This is a genomic window from Sinorhizobium sp. 8-89 (genome assembly GCF_030124325.1).
In the GTDB taxonomy this organism is placed as follows: Bacteria; Pseudomonadota; Alphaproteobacteria; order Rhizobiales; family Rhizobiaceae; genus Sinorhizobium.
Window position 1 is genome coordinate 854,982 of the sequence record NZ_JASKLR010000001.1, and the last position, 16,257, is coordinate 871,238.

The window sequence follows — 16,257 nt, forward strand, 5'->3', positions numbered from 1 at the left end:
ATGGCGTGAGCATTTTATGGCATCCAAAACGAATCCGTTCACGTTTCTGCAGCAAGTTCGCTCCGAAACGTCAAAAGTGACTTGGCCCTCACGGCGCGAGACGATGATCTCGACGCTGATGGTCTTTGTCATGGTCTCTTTTGCCGCCGCCTTTTTCTTTGGTGCGGACCAGTTGATGGGCTGGCTGATGAGCCTCGTCCTCAACGTTGGCGCTTGATTGGGTGGAGAGTAGCATGGCTGCGCGCTGGTATATCGTTCACGCCTATTCGAATTTCGAAAAGAAGGTCGCCGAGTCGATCGAGGAAAAGGCCAAGCAGAAAGGTCTGGATCACCTTTTCGAAAAGATTCTCGTTCCGACGGAAAAGGTCGTCGAGATCCGTCGCGGCCGCAAGGTCGACGCGGAACGCAAGTTTTTTCCGGGCTACGTGCTTGTTCGCGCCAATCTGACCGATGAGGCCTATCACCTCATCAAGAATACGCCGAAGGTCACGGGTTTCCTCGGGACCGATAGCAAGCCCGTTCCGATTCCGGATCATGAGGCCGAGCGGATCCTTGGTCAGGTCCAGGACGGTGTCGATCGTCCGAAGCCGTCAGTTTCTTTCGAGATCGGCGAGCAGGTCCGGGTATCGGATGGTCCGTTCGCATCCTTCAACGGCATCGTCCAGGATGTCGATGAAGAGCGGTCGCGCCTGAAGGTCGAGGTTTCCATCTTTGGTCGCGCGACCCCCGTCGAGCTGGAATATGGCCAGGTCGAAAAGGTCTGAAAACCATAGGTTTTAAAAGGGATGGGCGGGCCGACTGGCCTGTTCCGGCGGAGTGATCCGCATGCGCGTGGGAGGTGTCCGGTCTTAGCCGGGTCGGATTGTCCGCACCACGCAACCGCAGCCGCCGGTCGAGAGACCGGTAAATGGCCGGGCGACCGGCTCAACAGTTCCTCTTCCGGTCTGATCGTGAAGGGGCATTCAGAGGCAGAGAGAAATGGCTAAGAAAGTTGCAGGCCAGCTCAAGCTGCAGGTGAAGGCCGGCTCGGCGAATCCGTCGCCGCCGATCGGTCCTGCGCTTGGTCAGCGTGGCATTAACATCATGGAATTCTGCAAGGCGTTCAATGCCGCCACGCAGGAAATGGAAAAGGGTATGCCGATTCCGGTCGTCATCACCTATTACCAGGACAAGTCCTTCACTTTCGTCATGAAGCAGCCGCCGGTCAGCTACTTCCTGAAGCGTGAAGCAAAGATCCAGTCGGGCTCGAAGACCCCGGGCAAGGCCAGGGCCGGCTCGATCTCCAAGGCTCAGATCCGTACGATCGCAGAGGCCAAGATGAAGGACCTCAACGCGGCCGATATCGAAGGCGCAATGGCAATGGTCGAGGGCTCTGCCCGCTCCATGGGCCTGGAAGTGACGGGCTAAGACCATGGCGAAGATTGCAAAGCGTGTACAGAAGTCCCGCGAGGGCATCGATCCGGCAAAGATCTACGGCCTCGGTGAAGCCGTAACGCTGGTCAAGGAGCGTGCGACGGCAAAGTTCGATGAAACCATCGAAGTCGCCATGAACCTCGGCGTCGATCCGCGCCACGCCGACCAGATGGTCCGCGGCGTTGTCAACCTGCCGAACGGCACCGGCCGCTCGGTTCGCGTTGCCGTTTTCGCGCGCGGCGCGAAGGCTGACGAAGCCAAGGCTGCCGGTGCTGACGTCGTCGGTGCCGAAGACCTCGTCGAGATCGTCCAGGGCGGCAAGATCGACTTCGATCGCTGCATCGCCACCCCGGACATGATGCCGCTCGTCGGCCGTCTCGGTAAGGTACTCGGCCCGCGTGGCATGATGCCGAACCCGAAGGTCGGCACGGTCACCATGGACGTAGCCGCTGCCGTCAAGGCCTCCAAGGGTGGTGCGGTCGAGTTCCGCGTCGAAAAGGCCGGTATCGTTCACGCCGGCGTCGGCAAGGCGTCCTTCGATGCCAAGGCGCTGGAAGAAAACATCCGCGCCTTCGCTGATGCCGTGATCAAGGCCAAGCCGGCTGGCGCCAAGGGCAACTACGTCAAGCGCGTAGCGATCTCCTCGACCATGGGTCCGGGCCTCAAGATCGACCCGGCAACGCTCAGCGTTGCCTGACAAATTCCGGGCTTCGGCCCGAAACTGAATTTCCGGCCTTTCGAGGCCGGAAATAACCGGACTTCGGTCCGGAACTCCTGTCCGAGATTGCGGGTGGTTTTACCTTAATCACCATTGCCCGCATGAGACGGGTAAGATCTGAATTTTGAACAACGCCTTCGGCGTCGAAATTCGGTTCGAACCTCGCTTGCCTTGTGTCAGACCCGGCTCTTCCGGGAACGCCAAGGGACAGGATCCTTAAGCGTTGCTTGGGATCGAGCATGATCCCGGGTGACAAAGGCAAACCCGGCAGGGCTGCGTGAAGCAACCCTGTCAACTGGAGACAGACAGTGGAAAGAGCGGAAAAACGCGAATTCGTCACGGAGCTGAACGAAGTCTTCAAGGCTTCCGGTTCGGTTGTCGTGGCCCACTATGCTGGTGTCACAGTCGCGCAGATGAACGACTTCCGTTCGAAGATGCGCGCTGCTGGCGGCACCGTCAGAGTCGCGAAAAACCGCCTGGCCAAGATCGCTCTTCAGGGCACGGAGTCTGAAGGGATGACCGATCTCTTCAAGGGGCAGACGCTGATTGCATACAGCACTGACCCTGTAACGGCTCCGAAGGTCGTCGTGGATTTCGCCAAGACCAACGACAAGCTCGTTGTGCTCGGCGGCGCCATGGGGACAACCACGCTCAACGCCGAAGGTGTCAAGTCGCTTGCGACCCTGCCTTCGCTCGACGAGCTGCGCGCGAAGCTGCTGGGCCTTCTCAATGCCCCGGCAACCCGCGTCGCGACGGTTGTCGCAGCACCGGCAAGTCAGCTTGCTCGCGTGTTCTCGGCCTATGCCAAGAAGGACGAAGCCGCCTGAGGCGGAATTTCGCTGTTGTATTTAAAACCAGTTCGAACCGAACAAAGGAAAAGTAAAATGGCTGATCTCGCAAAGATCGTTGAAGACCTCTCCTCGCTGACCGTTCTGGAAGCTGCAGAACTTTCGAAGCTTCTCGAAGAAAAGTGGGGCGTTTCTGCCGCTGCTCCGGTAGCTGTTGCTGCCGCTGGCGGTGCTGCTGGTGCGGCTGCCCCGGCTGAAGAAGAGAAGACCGAGTTCGACGTCATCCTGACGGATGCCGGCGCGAACAAGATCAACGTCATCAAGGAAGTCCGCGCCATCACCGGCCTCGGCCTCAAGGAAGCCAAGGATCTCGTCGAAGGCGCTCCGAAGGCTGTCAAGGAAGCTGTTTCCAAGGCTGAAGCTGCGGACCTCAAGAAGAAGCTCGAAGACGCTGGCGCCAAGGTTGACGTCAAGTAATTCGACGAAATGCAAAGGAGGGGTGGCCGTTTGGCCGCCTCTCTTTGACCGTTTTTAGAACATATTACCCAAAAGCCTGTCGAAAACGGCTTTTGGGTAATGGGTTCTTCAAGAGGATGGTCTCAACGGAAGACAGCACAGCAATCCGCGCTGGGCGTTTTCCGGAAGTTGGACGAGATTGAACTACCCATTGATTGACGGGGTCGACTGGCCATCGGTTCCCGTCCGTTGCAGGCCCGGATGCAAGATTGACAAGGAGCGACGATGGCTCAGACCCTTTCGTTTAACGGTCGCAGGCGCGTACGCAAGTTTTTTGGTAAGATTCCAGAAGTCGCGGAGATGCCGAACCTGATCGAGGTTCAAAAGGCATCTTACGACCAGTTCCTCATGGTGGACGAGCCCCGCGGGGGGCGCCCCGACGAGGGACTTCAAGCAGTTTTCAAGTCGGTATTTCCGATCAAGGATTTCTCGGGCGCTTCCATGCTCGAATTCGTCTCCTATGAATTCGAGCCGCCGAAGTTCGACGTCGAAGAATGCCGCCAGCGTGACCTGACCTATGCGGCGCCGCTGAAGGTGACGCTGCGCCTGATCGTGTTCGATATTGACGAAGATACGGGCGCGAAGTCGATCAAGGACATCAAGGAACAGAACGTCTACATGGGCGACATGCCGCTCATGACGGACAACGGTACCTTCATCGTCAACGGCACCGAGCGCGTCATCGTCTCGCAGATGCACCGGTCCCCAGGCGTGTTCTTCGATCACGACAAGGGCAAGAGCCACTCGTCCGGCAAGCTGCTCTTCGCAGCGCGCGTCATTCCGTATCGCGGTTCGTGGCTCGACATCGAATTCGACGCCAAGGACATCGTGCACGCCCGCATCGACCGGCGCCGCAAGATTCCGGTGACGTCGCTGTTGATGGCGCTCGGCATGGACGGCGAAGAGATCCTCGACACCTTCTACACGAAGTCGCTCTACCAGCGCGACGGCGAAGGCTGGCGCGTGCCGTTCCAGCCGGACGCCCTCAAGGGTCAGAAGGCGATCACCGACATGGTCGACGCCGATACCGGTGAAGTCGTTGTCGAAGCCGGCAAGAAGCTCACCCCGCGTCTGTTGCGTCAGTTGCAGGACAAGGGCCTGAAGGCACTCAAGGCGACCGACGACGATCTCTACGGCAATTATCTTGCCGAAGACGTCGTCAACTACGGAACCGGTGAAATCTACCTGGAAGCCGGCGACGAGATCGACGAGAAGACGCTTCCCGTCATTCTCTCGGCCGGTTTCGAAGAGATCCCGGTTCTCGACATCGACCACATCAACGTCGGCGCCTATATCCGCAACACGCTTGCCGCCGACAAGAACGAAAACCGCCAGGACGCGCTGTTCGACATCTACCGTGTCATGCGCCCGGGCGAACCGCCGACCATGGATTCTGCCGAAGCCATGTTCAACACGCTGTTCTTCGACGCCGAGCGCTACGATCTCTCGGCCGTTGGTCGCGTGAAGATGAACATGCGTCTCGACCTGGACGTTCCGGATACCGTTCGCACGCTCCGCAAGGAAGACATCCTCGCTGTCGTCAAGATGCTCGTCGAGCTGCGTGACGGCAAGGGCGAGATCGACGACATCGACAACCTCGGCAACCGCCGTGTGCGGTCGGTCGGCGAACTCATGGAGAACCAGTATCGGCTGGGTCTCTTGCGCATGGAGCGTGCGATCAAGGAACGTATGTCCTCGATCGAAATCGACACGGTCATGCCGCAGGATCTGATCAACGCGAAGCCGGCCGCAGCCGCCGTTCGCGAGTTCTTCGGTTCCTCGCAGCTGTCGCAGTTCATGGACCAGGTGAACCCGCTTTCGGAAATCACCCACAAGCGCCGTCTTTCGGCTCTTGGCCCGGGTGGTCTGACCCGCGAGCGTGCGGGCTTCGAAGTCCGCGACGTTCATCCGACCCACTACGGCCGTATCTGCCCGATCGAGACGCCGGAAGGTCCGAACATCGGTCTGATCAACTCGCTCGCAACCTTCGCCCGCGTCAACAAGTACGGCTTCATCGAGAGCCCGTACCGCAAGATCGTCGACGGCAAGGTCACGAGCGACGTGGTCTATCTGTCGGCGATGGAAGAAGCGAAGTACCACGTCGCGCAGGCGAACTCGGTACTGAACGACGACGGCTCCTTCGCGGAGGAATTCGTCGTTTGCCGTCACTCCGGTGAAGTCATGCTGGCGCCGCGCGACAACATCAACCTGATGGACGTTTCGCCGAAGCAGCTTGTCTCCGTCGCCGCGGCGCTCATTCCGTTCCTCGAGAACGACGACGCCAACCGCGCGCTGATGGGCTCGAACATGCAGCGTCAGGCCGTGCCGCTGCTGCGTGCGGAAGCCCCGTTCGTCGGCACCGGCATGGAGCCGGTGGTCGCCCGCGACTCCGGTGCTGCGATCGCTGCCCGCCGCGGCGGTGTCGTCGACCAGGTCGATGCGACACGTATCGTTATCCGCGCCACGGAAGACCTCGATCCTTCGAAGTCCGGCGTCGATATCTATCGCCTGCAGAAGTTCCAGCGTTCGAACCAGAACACCTGCGTCAACCAGCGCCCGCTGGTCACCGTCGGTGACGTTCTCAACAAGGGCGACATCATCGCGGACGGTCCTTCGACCGACCTCGGCGATCTGGCTCTCGGCCGCAACGCGCTCGTCGCGTTCATGCCCTGGAACGGCTACAACTACGAAGACTCGATCCTGCTTTCCGAACGGATCGTGCGCGACGACGTGTTCACCTCCATCCACATCGAAGAATTCGAAGTGATGGCGCGCGACACCAAGCTTGGTCCGGAAGAAATCACCCGCGATATTCCCAACGTTTCGGAAGAAGCGCTGAAGAATCTCGACGAAGCCGGTATCGTCTACATTGGTGCCGAAGTTCAGCCGGGCGATATCCTCGTCGGCAAGATCACGCCGAAGGGCGAAAGCCCGATGACGCCAGAAGAAAAGCTTCTGCGCGCGATCTTCGGTGAGAAGGCCTCGGATGTCCGTGACACGTCCATGCGCATGCCTCCGGGCACCTTCGGCACGGTTGTCGAAGTGCGCGTCTTCAACCGCCACGGCGTGGAGAAGGACGAGCGCGCGATGGCGATCGAGCGCGAGGAAATCGAACGGCTCGCCAAGGACCGCGACGACGAACAGGCGATCCTCGATCGTAACGTCTATGCGCGTCTGGTCGATATGCTGCGCGGTCACGTCGCGGTGGCCGGTCCGAAGGGCTTCAAGAAGGGCACCGAGCTTTCAAACGCCGTCGTCAGCGAATATCCGCGCTCGCAGTGGTGGATGTTCGCCATCGAGGACGAGAAGGCTCAGGGCGAAATCGAAGCGCTCCGCGGCCAGTACGACGAATCCAAGTCGCGCCTTGAACAGCGCTTCATGGACAAAGTCGAGAAGGTCCAGCGCGGCGACGAAATGCCTCCGGGCGTCATGAAGATGGTCAAGGTCTTCGTCGCTGTGAAGCGCAAGATCCAGCCGGGCGACAAGATGGCCGGCCGTCACGGCAACAAGGGTGTCGTGTCGCGCATCGTGCCGATCGAAGACATGCCGTTCCTCGAGGACGGTACGCATGTCGACGTGGTGCTGAACCCGCTCGGCGTGCCGTCGCGCATGAACGTCGGTCAGATCCTCGAAACCCATCTCGGCTGGGCTTGCGCCGGCATGGGCAAGAAGATCGGCGCGATGCTCGATGCATACCGTGATAACGGTGACATCAAGCCGCTGCGTGCAACGATTGACGACGTGATTGGATCCGGTCCGAAGGGCGAGCCGATCAAGCAGTACGACGACGAGTCGGTGGTTCGGTTGGCCGAGCAGACCCGCCGTGGCGTTTCGATCGCGACGCCGGTCTTCGACGGCGCTGTTGAGGCCGACGTGAACGAGATGCTGAATAAGGCAGGTCTCAAGGTGACCGGTCAGTCGACCCTCTTCGACGGCCGCACCGGCGAACCGTTCGACCGTCAGGTGACCGTGGGCTACATCTACATGCTGAAGCTCAACCACCTGGTCGACGACAAGATCCACGCCCGTTCGATCGGTCCTTACTCGCTCGTTACCCAGCAGCCGTTGGGCGGCAAGGCGCAGTTCGGCGGTCAGCGTTTCGGGGAAATGGAGGTCTGGGCGCTGGAAGCTTACGGCGCGGCCTACACGCTCCAGGAAATGCTGACGGTCAAGTCGGACGACGTTGCTGGCCGTACCAAGGTCTACGAGGCGATCGTCCGGGGCGACGACACGTTCGAGGCGGGCATTCCCGAGAGCTTCAACGTTCTCGTCAAGGAAATGCGCTCGCTGGGCCTCAGCGTCGAGCTCGAAAACTCGAAGGTCGACGACCTCGGCGCCACGGCACAACTGCCGGACGCAGCAGAGTAAGACGACATCAGGTGCGTGCCGTATCGCGGCACGCACCGTTTCCGCCGCAGGGCAGCGTGTTGTCCGCGGTAGGAACAGGGCCGCACCCGATGCGGTTTTAGCTGTTTATAGGGCAGGGGCCGGCGCCCGGGATTTGCCGGCACCCCCGCCAAGCTCAGGGCGTAATGCCCGCAAAGGAGACAGGCATGAACCAAGAGGTCATGAATCTTTTCAATCCGCAGGTGCCTGCACAGACTTTCGATTCCATCCGGATTTCGATCGCCTCGCCGGAGAAGATTCTTTCCTGGTCTTACGGTGAGATCAAGAAACCGGAGACGATCAATTACCGTACTTTCAAGCCGGAACGCGACGGCCTGTTCTGCGCCCGCATCTTCGGTCCGATCAAGGATTACGAATGCTTGTGCGGCAAGTACAAGCGCATGAAGTACAAGGGCATCATCTGCGAAAAGTGCGGCGTCGAAGTCACGTTGTCGCGCGTTCGTCGCGAGCGCATGGGCCACATCGAGCTCGCCGCGCCCGTTGCCCATATCTGGTTCCTGAAGTCGTTGCCGAGCCGTATCGCCACGCTGCTCGACATGACGCTGAAGGATATCGAGCGCGTTCTCTATTTCGAAAACTACATCGTCACCGAACCGGGCCTGACTTCGCTCAAGGAGAACCAACTCCTCAGCGAAGAAGAATACATGCTCGCCGTTGACGAGTTCGGCGAAGACCAGTTCACGGCGATGATCGGCGCAGAGGCGATCTACGAGATGCTCGCTTCGATGAATCTCGAGAAGATCGCTGGCGATCTGCGCTCGGAAATGGCCGAGACGACCTCGGATCTGAAGCAGAAGAAGCTGATGAAGCGGCTGAAGATCGTCGAGAACTTCATGGAATCCGGCAACCGTCCGGAATGGATGATCATGAAGGTCGTTCCGGTGATCCCGCCGGATCTGCGCCCGCTCGTTCCGCTCGACGGCGGCCGTTTCGCGACGTCTGACCTAAACGATCTCTATCGCCGCGTGATCAACCGTAACAACCGTCTGAAGCGGCTGATCGAGCTGCGCGCGCCGGGCATCATCATCCGCAACGAAAAGCGCATGCTGCAGGAATCCGTCGATGCGCTGTTCGACAACGGCCGCCGCGGCCGCGTCATCACCGGCGCCAACAAGCGTCCGCTGAAGTCGCTCTCCGACATGCTGAAGGGCAAGCAGGGCCGGTTCCGTCAGAACCTGCTCGGCAAGCGCGTCGACTATTCCGGCCGCTCGGTCATCGTGACCGGTCCGGAACTCAAGCTGCATCAGTGCGGCCTGCCGAAAAAGATGGCGCTCGAGCTCTTCAAGCCGTTCATCTACGCCCGCCTCGACGCCAAGGGTTACTCCTCGACCGTCAAGCAGGCCAAGAAGCTGGTCGAAAAGGAAAAGCCGGAAGTCTGGGATATCCTCGACGAGGTCATCCGCGAGCATCCGGTTCTCCTGAACCGCGCGCCGACGCTGCACCGCCTGGGCATCCAGGCCTTCGAACCGATTCTGGTCGAAGGCAAGGCGATCCAGTTGCATCCGCTCGTCTGCACCGCCTTCAACGCCGACTTCGACGGCGACCAGATGGCCGTTCACGTGCCGCTGTCGCTCGAAGCTCAGCTTGAAGCACGCGTTCTGATGATGTCGACGAACAACATCCTGCATCCGGCAAACGGTGCGCCGATCATCGTTCCGTCGCAGGACATGGTTCTCGGCCTTTACTACCTGTCGATCATGAACCAGAACGAGCCGGGCGAAGGCATGGCTTTCTCCGACATGGGCGAACTGCACCATGCTCTGGAAACCAAGGCCGTAACGCTGCATGCCAAGATCCGCGGTCGCTACAAGACCGTCGATGCCGAGGGCAACCCGGTTTCGAAGATCTATGAAACGACACCCGGTCGTATGATCATCGGCGAACTCCTGCCGAAGAATCCGAACATTCCTTTCGATATCTGCAACCAGGAGATGACCAAGAAGAACATCTCGAAGATGATCGACACGGTTTACCGCCACTGCGGTCAGAAGGACACGGTGATCTTCTGCGACCGGATCATGCAGCTCGGTTTCTCGCATGCCTGCCGCGCCGGCATTTCGTTCGGCAAGGACGACATGGTGATCCCGGATACCAAGGTGAAGATCGTCGGCGATACCGAAGCGCTCGTGAAGGAATACGAGCAGCAGTACAATGACGGCCTCATTACCCAGGGCGAGAAGTACAACAAGGTTGTCGACGCCTGGGGGAAGGCGACGGAAAAGGTCGCCGAAGAAATGATGGCGCGCATCAAGGCGGTCGAGTTCGACGACAACGGTCGCCAGAAGCCGATGAACTCGATCTACATGATGTCTCACTCGGGCGCCCGCGGTTCGCCGAACCAGATGCGCCAGCTGGGCGGTATGCGCGGCCTCATGGCGAAGCCGTCGGGCGAGATCATCGAAACGCCGATCATCTCGAACTTCAAGGAAGGCCTGACCGTGAACGAGTACTTCAACTCGACGCACGGTGCCCGTAAGGGTCTGGCGGATACCGCCTTGAAGACTGCGAACTCCGGTTACCTGACCCGTCGTCTCGTCGACGTGGCGCAGGACTGCATCGTCACGCACACGGATTGCGGCACCGACAAGGGCCTCACCATGACGGCGATCGTTGACGCCGGTCAGGTCGTTGCTTCGCTCGGCCAGCGCATCCTTGGTCGTACCGCGCTCGACAACATCGACAACCCGGTCACCGGTGAGCGTATCGTCGACGCCGGCAAGATGATCCTGGAAGCCGATGTGGTCGAGATCGAGAAGGCCGGTATCCAGTCGGTCCGCATCCGCTCGGCGCTGACCTGCGAGATCCAGACCGGCGTCTGCGGCGTCTGCTACGGTCGCGACCTTGCTCGCGGTACGCCCGTCAACATGGGCGAGGCCGTCGGCGTCATCGCGGCGCAGTCGATCGGCGAGCCGGGCACGCAGTTGACCATGCGTACGTTCCACCTGGGTGGCACGGCAACCGTGGTCGACCAGTCGTTCCTCGAAGCGTCCTATGAGGGCACGGTTCAGATCAAGAACCGCAACATGCTGCGCAACTCCGAAGGCACACTCGTTGCCATGGGCCGCAACATGGCGATCCAGATCCTGGACGAGCGCGGCGTCGAGCGGTCCTCGCAGCGCGTCGCCTATGGTTCGAAGATCTTCGTTGACGACGGTGACAAAGTGAAGCGCGGCCAGCGTCTCGCCGAATGGGACCCTTACACCCGTCCGATGATGACGGAAGTGGAAGGTACCGTTCACTTCGAGGACGTGGTCGACGGCATCTCGGTGCTCGAAGCGACGGACGAGTCAACCGGCATCACCAAGCGCCAGGTTATCGACTGGCGTTCGACGCCGCGCGGGACCGACCTCAAGCCGGCGATCGTCATCAAGGACAAGAACGGCGCCATCGCCAAGCTGTCGCGTGGTGGTGAAGCTCGCTTCATGCTGTCGGTTGATGCGATCCTCTCGGTCGAGCCGGGACAGAAGGTCAGCCAGGGCGACGTGCTTGCGCGTTCGCCGCTCGAGAGCGCCAAGACCAAGGACATCACCGGTGGTCTGCCGCGCGTTGCCGAGCTGTTCGAGGCTCGTCGTCCGAAGGACCACGCCATCATTGCAGAGATCGATGGTACGGTTCGTTTCGGCCGCGACTACAAGAACAAGCGTCGCGTGCTGATTGAGCCGGCGGAAGACGGTGTCGAGCCGGTCGAATACCTGATCCCGAAGGGCAAGCCCTTCCATCTTCAGGATGGCGACTACATCGAGAAGGGCGACTATATCCTCGATGGCAACCCGGCGCCGCACGACATTCTGGCGATCAAGGGCGTGGAAGCGCTTGCTTCCTATCTCGTGAACGAGATCCAGGAAGTCTATCGTCTGCAGGGCGTTGTCATCAACGACAAGCACATCGAAGTCATCGTTCGGCAGATGCTGCAGAAGGTTGAAATCACCGACGCCGGTGACTCGACCTATATCGTCGGCGACAACGTCGACCGCATCGAGCTCGAGGATGTCAACGATGCGCTGCTCGCGGAAGGCAAGAAGCCGGCCGTTGGCGATCCGGTTCTGCTCGGCATCACCAAGGCATCGCTGCAGACGCCGTCCTTCATCTCGGCCGCTTCGTTCCAGGAAACCACCAAGGTCCTGACCGAGGCCGCTGTTGCGGGCAAGATGGACGGTCTGCAGGGTCTCAAGGAAAACGTCATTGTCGGCCGCCTCATCCCGGCCGGTACCGGCGGTACCATGACGCAGATCCGCCGCATCGCAACCGCGCGCGACGAGATGATCCTCGAGGAGCGCCGCAAGGGCACCGGGGCGGATGCTGCGACTCCGATGCTCGCCGACATGGCGAACGAGAACGCCGCGGCCGAATGATCGCAAGGGGAGGGCGACCAGCGCCCGTTCCTCCAGAGAATAAAGAAGCCGCCCGGAGCGATCCGGGCGGCTTTGTCATTCCGTCTGTGCAGACAATACGAGCCGCGCAGTGCCGTTATGCGAAGCGGATGATCGCTACCTCACCCTCCAGTGCGCCCTGGTAGGCAGAGGCGTGCGGCTCTTCATCCGGGATATCCGTCAAGGTTCCGATCTGATCGAGATCCGCCTGGAGGAAGCCTTCCTCGGCCAGCGCATTGAGTGCCTCGCGCACGGCGGTATCGTCGTCGGGCGCCCGCAGCATCACATGGATGTCGATACCCTCGTCGTCGCCGTCGGCTTCGTAGGCCTTGCCGATGATGATGAAAACCAGCGGTTCGTCTGGCACATTGTCGTTGTCCGGCGTAACGGGCATGGGATGTCCTTTCGAGTTTTGCTGAGATCTTAGCGCGCTTTTCGACAGCACGCGAAAAAAATAGGGAAAATAGAAATGGCCGTGAGAATCAGTCGACCGGCGTCGCCGACGCATGATCGTGGAAAAGATTCAGAAAGAAGTTGCTGATTCCTTAATTGCGAAGGACAATACCGGCGTTAAGGCGCTACCTTTGCGACCGCCACCGGACCGAACTGCCGCCAAAGCCTTGTTTTCCAGGCAGGGCAGGGCTGCGCAAGCCAGAATATTTCTTAATTGCCCTTGACGGATGGCCCCGAAATCAGTACACCCCGCCGCATCGGAGCCCATGTGAGGCTGGCTGGTTCGGAACGTCGCGTTCTGGAGTTCGCCTCAAACAAGGTTCGAAACGCACGCTGAAGACAAAAATGCTGCACGCAAGACGCGCGAGATAGTGCGTCCTCTGCTTTTGGTGGGGCCATCTGCGGAAAAGCGGATCGGCCCTCCTTTTGCGCATTTCATAGGCGTTCGAGACCGCCGGCGACGGCAACGATCCGCCCGAAAGGGTAACGAGACAAGATTTTGCAAGGGATGGTTACATGCCTACCGTAAACCAGCTGATCCGCAAGCCGCGTCAGGCACAGGTAAAGCGCAACAAGGTTCCTGCTCTGCAGGAAAACCCGCAGAAGCGCGGCGTTTGCACCCGCGTCTACACGACGACCCCGAAGAAGCCGAACTCGGCTCTGCGTAAGGTTGCAAAGATCCGCCTGACGAACGGCTTCGAAGTTATCGGCTACATTCCGGGCGAAGGTCACAACCTGCAGGAGCACTCCGTGGTTATGATCCGCGGCGGCCGCGTAAGGGACCTTCCCGGTGTTCGTTACCACATCATCCGTGGCGTTCTCGATACGCAGGGTGTGAAGAACCGCAAGCAGCGCCGCTCCAAGTACGGCGCGAAGCGTCCGAAATAACATCGCAACCGGCGCCATTTCGCTGGTCAAGTTTTTAAAAGTTGAGAGACGAGAAGTATGTCCCGACGTCACAGAGCAGAAAAGCGTGAGATCAACCCGGATCCGAAGTTCGGTGATCTGGTCGTCACGAAGTTCATGAACGCAATCATGCTGCACGGCAAAAAGTCCGTTGCCGAAAGCATCGTCTATGGTGCTTTCGATGCGGTCCAGTCGAAGCTGAAGCAGGAGCCGATCGCCGTGTTCCATTCCGCGCTCGACAACATTGCTCCGCATGTCGAAGTGCGTTCGCGCCGCGTCGGTGGTGCTACCTATCAGGTTCCGGTCGATGTCCGTCCGGAGCGTCGCCAGGCCCTCGCCATCCGCTGGCTGATCGCGGCCGCACGCAAGCGCAATGAAACGACCATGGTTGATCGCCTCTGCGGCGAACTCATGGATGCAGCGAACAACCGTGGTAGCGCCGTGAAGAAGCGCGAAGACACGCACAAGATGGCGGATGCCAACCGTGCGTTCTCGCACTATCGCTGGTAACCCGAACACGTCTCGAAAGGCAGTCTCTCATGGCTCGCGAATATAAAATCGAAGACTACCGCAATTTCGGTATCATGGCGCATATCGATGCGGGTAAGACGACGACGACCGAACGCATCCTTTACTACACCGGCAAGTCCCACAAGATCGGCGAAGTCCATGACGGCGCCGCAACGATGGACTGGATGGAGCAGGAGCAGGAGCGCGGGATCACGATCACGTCTGCTGCCACCACGACCTTCTGGAAGGGCCGTGACGGCAAGACGCGCCGCTTCAACATCATCGACACCCCCGGCCACGTTGACTTCACCATCGAAGTCGAGCGTTCGCTGCGCGTTCTCGACGGCGCCATCGCGCTGCTCGATGCCAACGCCGGTGTCGAGCCGCAGACCGAAACCGTCTGGCGTCAGGCCGAGAAGTATCATGTTCCGCGCATGATCTTCTGCAACAAGATGGACAAGACCGGCGCGGACTTCTACCGCTCCGTCGAGATGATCAAGACCCGTCTCGGTGCAACGGCCGTCGTCATGCAACTCCCGATCGGCGCCGAAAGCGACTTCAAGGGCGTTGTCGACCTGATCGAGATGAACGCTCTTGTCTGGCGCGATGAGTCGCTCGGCGCCCAGTGGGACGTCGTCGAGATTCCGGCCGACATGAAGGAAAAGGCTGAAGAATACCGCGAAAAGCTGATCGAGACCGTTGTCGAGATCGACGAAGCGGCTATGGAAGCCTACCTGGAAGGTACCTATCCGGAAAACGACAAGATCCGTGAGCTGGTTCGTCGCGGCACGATCGACGTGAAGTTCCACCCGATGTTCTGCGGCACGGCCTTCAAGAACAAGGGCGTTCAGCCGCTGCTCGATGCCGTCGTCGACTACCTGCCGTCCCCGGTCGATATCCCGGCGATCAAGGGCATCGACGTCAAGACCGAGGGTGAAATCACCCGTAAGGCCGACGACAACGAGCCGCTCTCGATGCTGGCGTTCAAGATCATGAACGACCCCTTCGTCGGTTCGCTGACCTTCGCCCGCATCTATTCCGGCAAGCTCGAAAAGGGCACGTCGGTCATGAACACGGTCAAGGAAAAGCGCGAGCGCGTCGGCCGCATGCTGCAGATGCACTCGAACTCCCGTGAAGACATCGAAGAAGCCTTCGCTGGCGACATCGTCGCTCTGGCTGGCCTCAAGGAGACCACCACCGGCGATACGCTCTGCGATCCGCTGAAGCCGGTTATCCTCGAGCGCATGGAATTCCCCGAGCCGGTCATCCAGATCGCGATCGAGCCGAAGACCAAGGGCGACCAGGAAAAGATGGGCCTCGCGCTCAACCGCCTGGCAGCAGAAGATCCGTCCTTCCGCGTCAAGACCGACGAGGAATCCGGCCAGACGATCATCGCCGGCATGGGCGAACTTCATCTCGACATCATCGTCGACCGCATGCGTCGCGAGTTCAAGGTCGAAGCTTCGGTTGGTGCTCCGCAGGTTGCTTACCGTGAAACCATCACGCGTCAGCACGAAGAAGACTACACGCACAAGAAGCAGTCCGGTGGTACCGGTCAGTTCGCGCGCGTCAAGATCGTCTTCGAACCGAACCCGGAAGGCGAAGATTTCGTGTTCGAATCCAAGATCGTCGGCGGTGCTGTTCCGAAGGAATACATCCCAGGCGTTCAGAAGGGTATCGAAAGCGTTCTGTCCTCGGGTCCGCTCGCTGGCTTCCCGATGCTGGGCGTCAAGGCGACGCTCATCGACGGTGCCTTCCACGACGTCGACTCGTCGGTGCTGGCGTTCGAAATCGCGTCGCGTGCCTGCTTCCGTGAAGCTGCAAAGAAGGCCGGTGCTCAGCTCCTCGAGCCGATCATGAAGGTCGAGGTCGTCACGCCGGAAGATTACGTCGGTGACGTGATCGGTGACCTGAACTCTCGCCGTGGCCAGATCCAGGGCCAGGAAGCGCGCGGCGTGGCCGTGGTGATCAATGCCCACGTGCCGCTCGCGAATATGTTCAAGTACGTGGATAACCTGCGCTCGATGTCGCAGGGCCGCGCTCAGTACACGATGCTGTTCGATCACTACGCGCCGGTTCCGTCGAACGTCGCGCAAGAAATCCAGGCGAAGTATTCCGGTCAGAAGTGACCGGAATAGCCTCGCGCTGAAACAGAATGAAAAGATTTCCCCTCTAG

General features: G+C 59.9%; 12 protein-coding genes. 11 read left to right on the forward strand and 1 reads right to left on the reverse strand.

What is annotated here, in order from left to right:
- The first annotated feature begins 16 nt into the window (after positions 1-16).
- From secE to rpoC, 8 genes are all read left to right on the forward strand, one after another.
- Positions 17-217, forward strand: a complete 201-nt coding sequence (secE, locus tag QN219_RS04175; protein WP_136504339.1) for a preprotein translocase subunit SecE — start codon at positions 17-19, stop codon at positions 215-217.
- Between the two features lie 16 nt (positions 218-233).
- A complete protein-coding gene (gene nusG / locus QN219_RS04180; RefSeq protein ID WP_173512599.1) occupies positions 234-764 on the forward strand; it encodes a transcription termination/antitermination protein NusG in 531 nt (176 codons plus the stop codon).
- Between the two features lie 214 nt (positions 765-978).
- On the forward strand, positions 979-1,407 hold the full coding sequence (rplK, locus tag QN219_RS04185) for a 50S ribosomal protein L11 (RefSeq protein ID WP_173512600.1): 429 nt from the start codon (positions 979-981) through the stop codon (positions 1,405-1,407).
- A 4-nt stretch (positions 1,408-1,411) separates the two neighbouring features.
- A complete protein-coding gene (gene rplA / locus QN219_RS04190; protein WP_283998163.1) occupies positions 1,412-2,110 on the forward strand; it encodes a 50S ribosomal protein L1 in 699 nt (232 codons plus the stop codon).
- A 329-nt stretch (positions 2,111-2,439) separates the two neighbouring features.
- Positions 2,440-2,958 carry a 50S ribosomal protein L10 gene (gene rplJ / locus QN219_RS04195; protein ID WP_173512602.1) on the forward strand — a complete coding sequence of 173 codons (519 nt, stop codon included), beginning with the start codon at positions 2,440-2,442 and terminating at the stop codon, positions 2,956-2,958.
- Positions 2,959-3,015: 57 nt separating this feature from the next.
- Complete coding sequence (gene rplL, locus QN219_RS04200; protein WP_014328058.1) at positions 3,016-3,396, forward strand: 50S ribosomal protein L7/L12; 381 nt, start codon at positions 3,016-3,018, stop codon at positions 3,394-3,396.
- Positions 3,397-3,660: 264 nt separating this feature from the next.
- Complete coding sequence (rpoB, locus tag QN219_RS04205; protein WP_283998166.1) at positions 3,661-7,803, forward strand: DNA-directed RNA polymerase subunit beta; 4,143 nt, start codon at positions 3,661-3,663, stop codon at positions 7,801-7,803.
- A 185-nt stretch (positions 7,804-7,988) separates the two neighbouring features.
- The gene (gene rpoC / locus QN219_RS04210; protein WP_283998168.1) at positions 7,989-12,194 is read left to right on the forward strand and encodes a DNA-directed RNA polymerase subunit beta'; all 4,206 of its coding nucleotides are present in this window, start codon (positions 7,989-7,991) and stop codon (positions 12,192-12,194) included.
- A gap of 115 nt (positions 12,195-12,309) precedes the next feature.
- Here rpoC and QN219_RS04215 read toward each other — a convergent pair whose 3' ends face one another.
- Complete coding sequence (locus QN219_RS04215; protein ID WP_136504346.1) at positions 12,310-12,606, reverse strand: transcriptional regulator; 297 nt, start codon at positions 12,604-12,606, stop codon at positions 12,310-12,312.
- Positions 12,607-13,181: 575 nt separating this feature from the next.
- Here QN219_RS04215 and rpsL point away from each other — a divergent pair.
- Genes rpsL through fusA form a run of 3 tightly spaced genes read left to right on the forward strand, consistent with a single transcriptional unit; the run spans position 13,182 to position 16,210 of the window.
- Positions 13,182-13,553: a 30S ribosomal protein S12 gene (rpsL, locus tag QN219_RS04220; RefSeq protein WP_028006299.1), complete on the forward strand. Its 372-nt coding sequence runs from the start codon at positions 13,182-13,184 to the stop codon at positions 13,551-13,553.
- Between the two features lie 57 nt (positions 13,554-13,610).
- On the forward strand, positions 13,611-14,081 hold the full coding sequence (rpsG, locus tag QN219_RS04225) for a 30S ribosomal protein S7 (protein WP_153439690.1): 471 nt from the start codon (positions 13,611-13,613) through the stop codon (positions 14,079-14,081).
- A 29-nt stretch (positions 14,082-14,110) separates the two neighbouring features.
- On the forward strand, positions 14,111-16,210 hold the full coding sequence (gene fusA, locus QN219_RS04230; protein WP_283998171.1) for an elongation factor G: 2,100 nt from the start codon (positions 14,111-14,113) through the stop codon (positions 16,208-16,210).
- The last annotated feature ends 47 nt before the right edge of the window (positions 16,211-16,257 follow it).

Excerpts from the sequence above, each read along its gene's own strand:
- rpoC (WP_283998168.1), top strand. The coding sequence starts at position 7,989 with ATGAACCAAGAGGTCATGAATCTTTTCAATCCGCAGGTGCCTGCACAG.
- rplL (WP_014328058.1), top strand. The coding sequence starts at position 3,016 with ATGGCTGATCTCGCAAAGATCGTTGAAGACCTCTCCTCGCTGACCGTT.
- rplK (WP_173512600.1), top strand. The coding sequence starts at position 979 with ATGGCTAAGAAAGTTGCAGGCCAGCTCAAGCTGCAGGTGAAGGCCGGC.
- nusG (WP_173512599.1), top strand. The coding sequence starts at position 234 with ATGGCTGCGCGCTGGTATATCGTTCACGCCTATTCGAATTTCGAAAAG.
- secE (WP_136504339.1), top strand. The coding sequence starts at position 17 with ATGGCATCCAAAACGAATCCGTTCACGTTTCTGCAGCAAGTTCGCTCC.
- rpsG (WP_153439690.1), top strand. The coding sequence starts at position 13,611 with ATGTCCCGACGTCACAGAGCAGAAAAGCGTGAGATCAACCCGGATCCG.
- rpsL (WP_028006299.1), top strand. The coding sequence starts at position 13,182 with ATGCCTACCGTAAACCAGCTGATCCGCAAGCCGCGTCAGGCACAGGTA.
- rplA (WP_283998163.1), top strand. The coding sequence starts at position 1,412 with ATGGCGAAGATTGCAAAGCGTGTACAGAAGTCCCGCGAGGGCATCGAT.
- fusA (WP_283998171.1), top strand. The coding sequence starts at position 14,111 with ATGGCTCGCGAATATAAAATCGAAGACTACCGCAATTTCGGTATCATG.
- QN219_RS04215 (WP_136504346.1), bottom strand. The coding sequence starts at position 12,606 with ATGCCCGTTACGCCGGACAACGACAATGTGCCAGACGAACCGCTGGTT.
- rpoB (WP_283998166.1), top strand. The coding sequence starts at position 3,661 with ATGGCTCAGACCCTTTCGTTTAACGGTCGCAGGCGCGTACGCAAGTTT.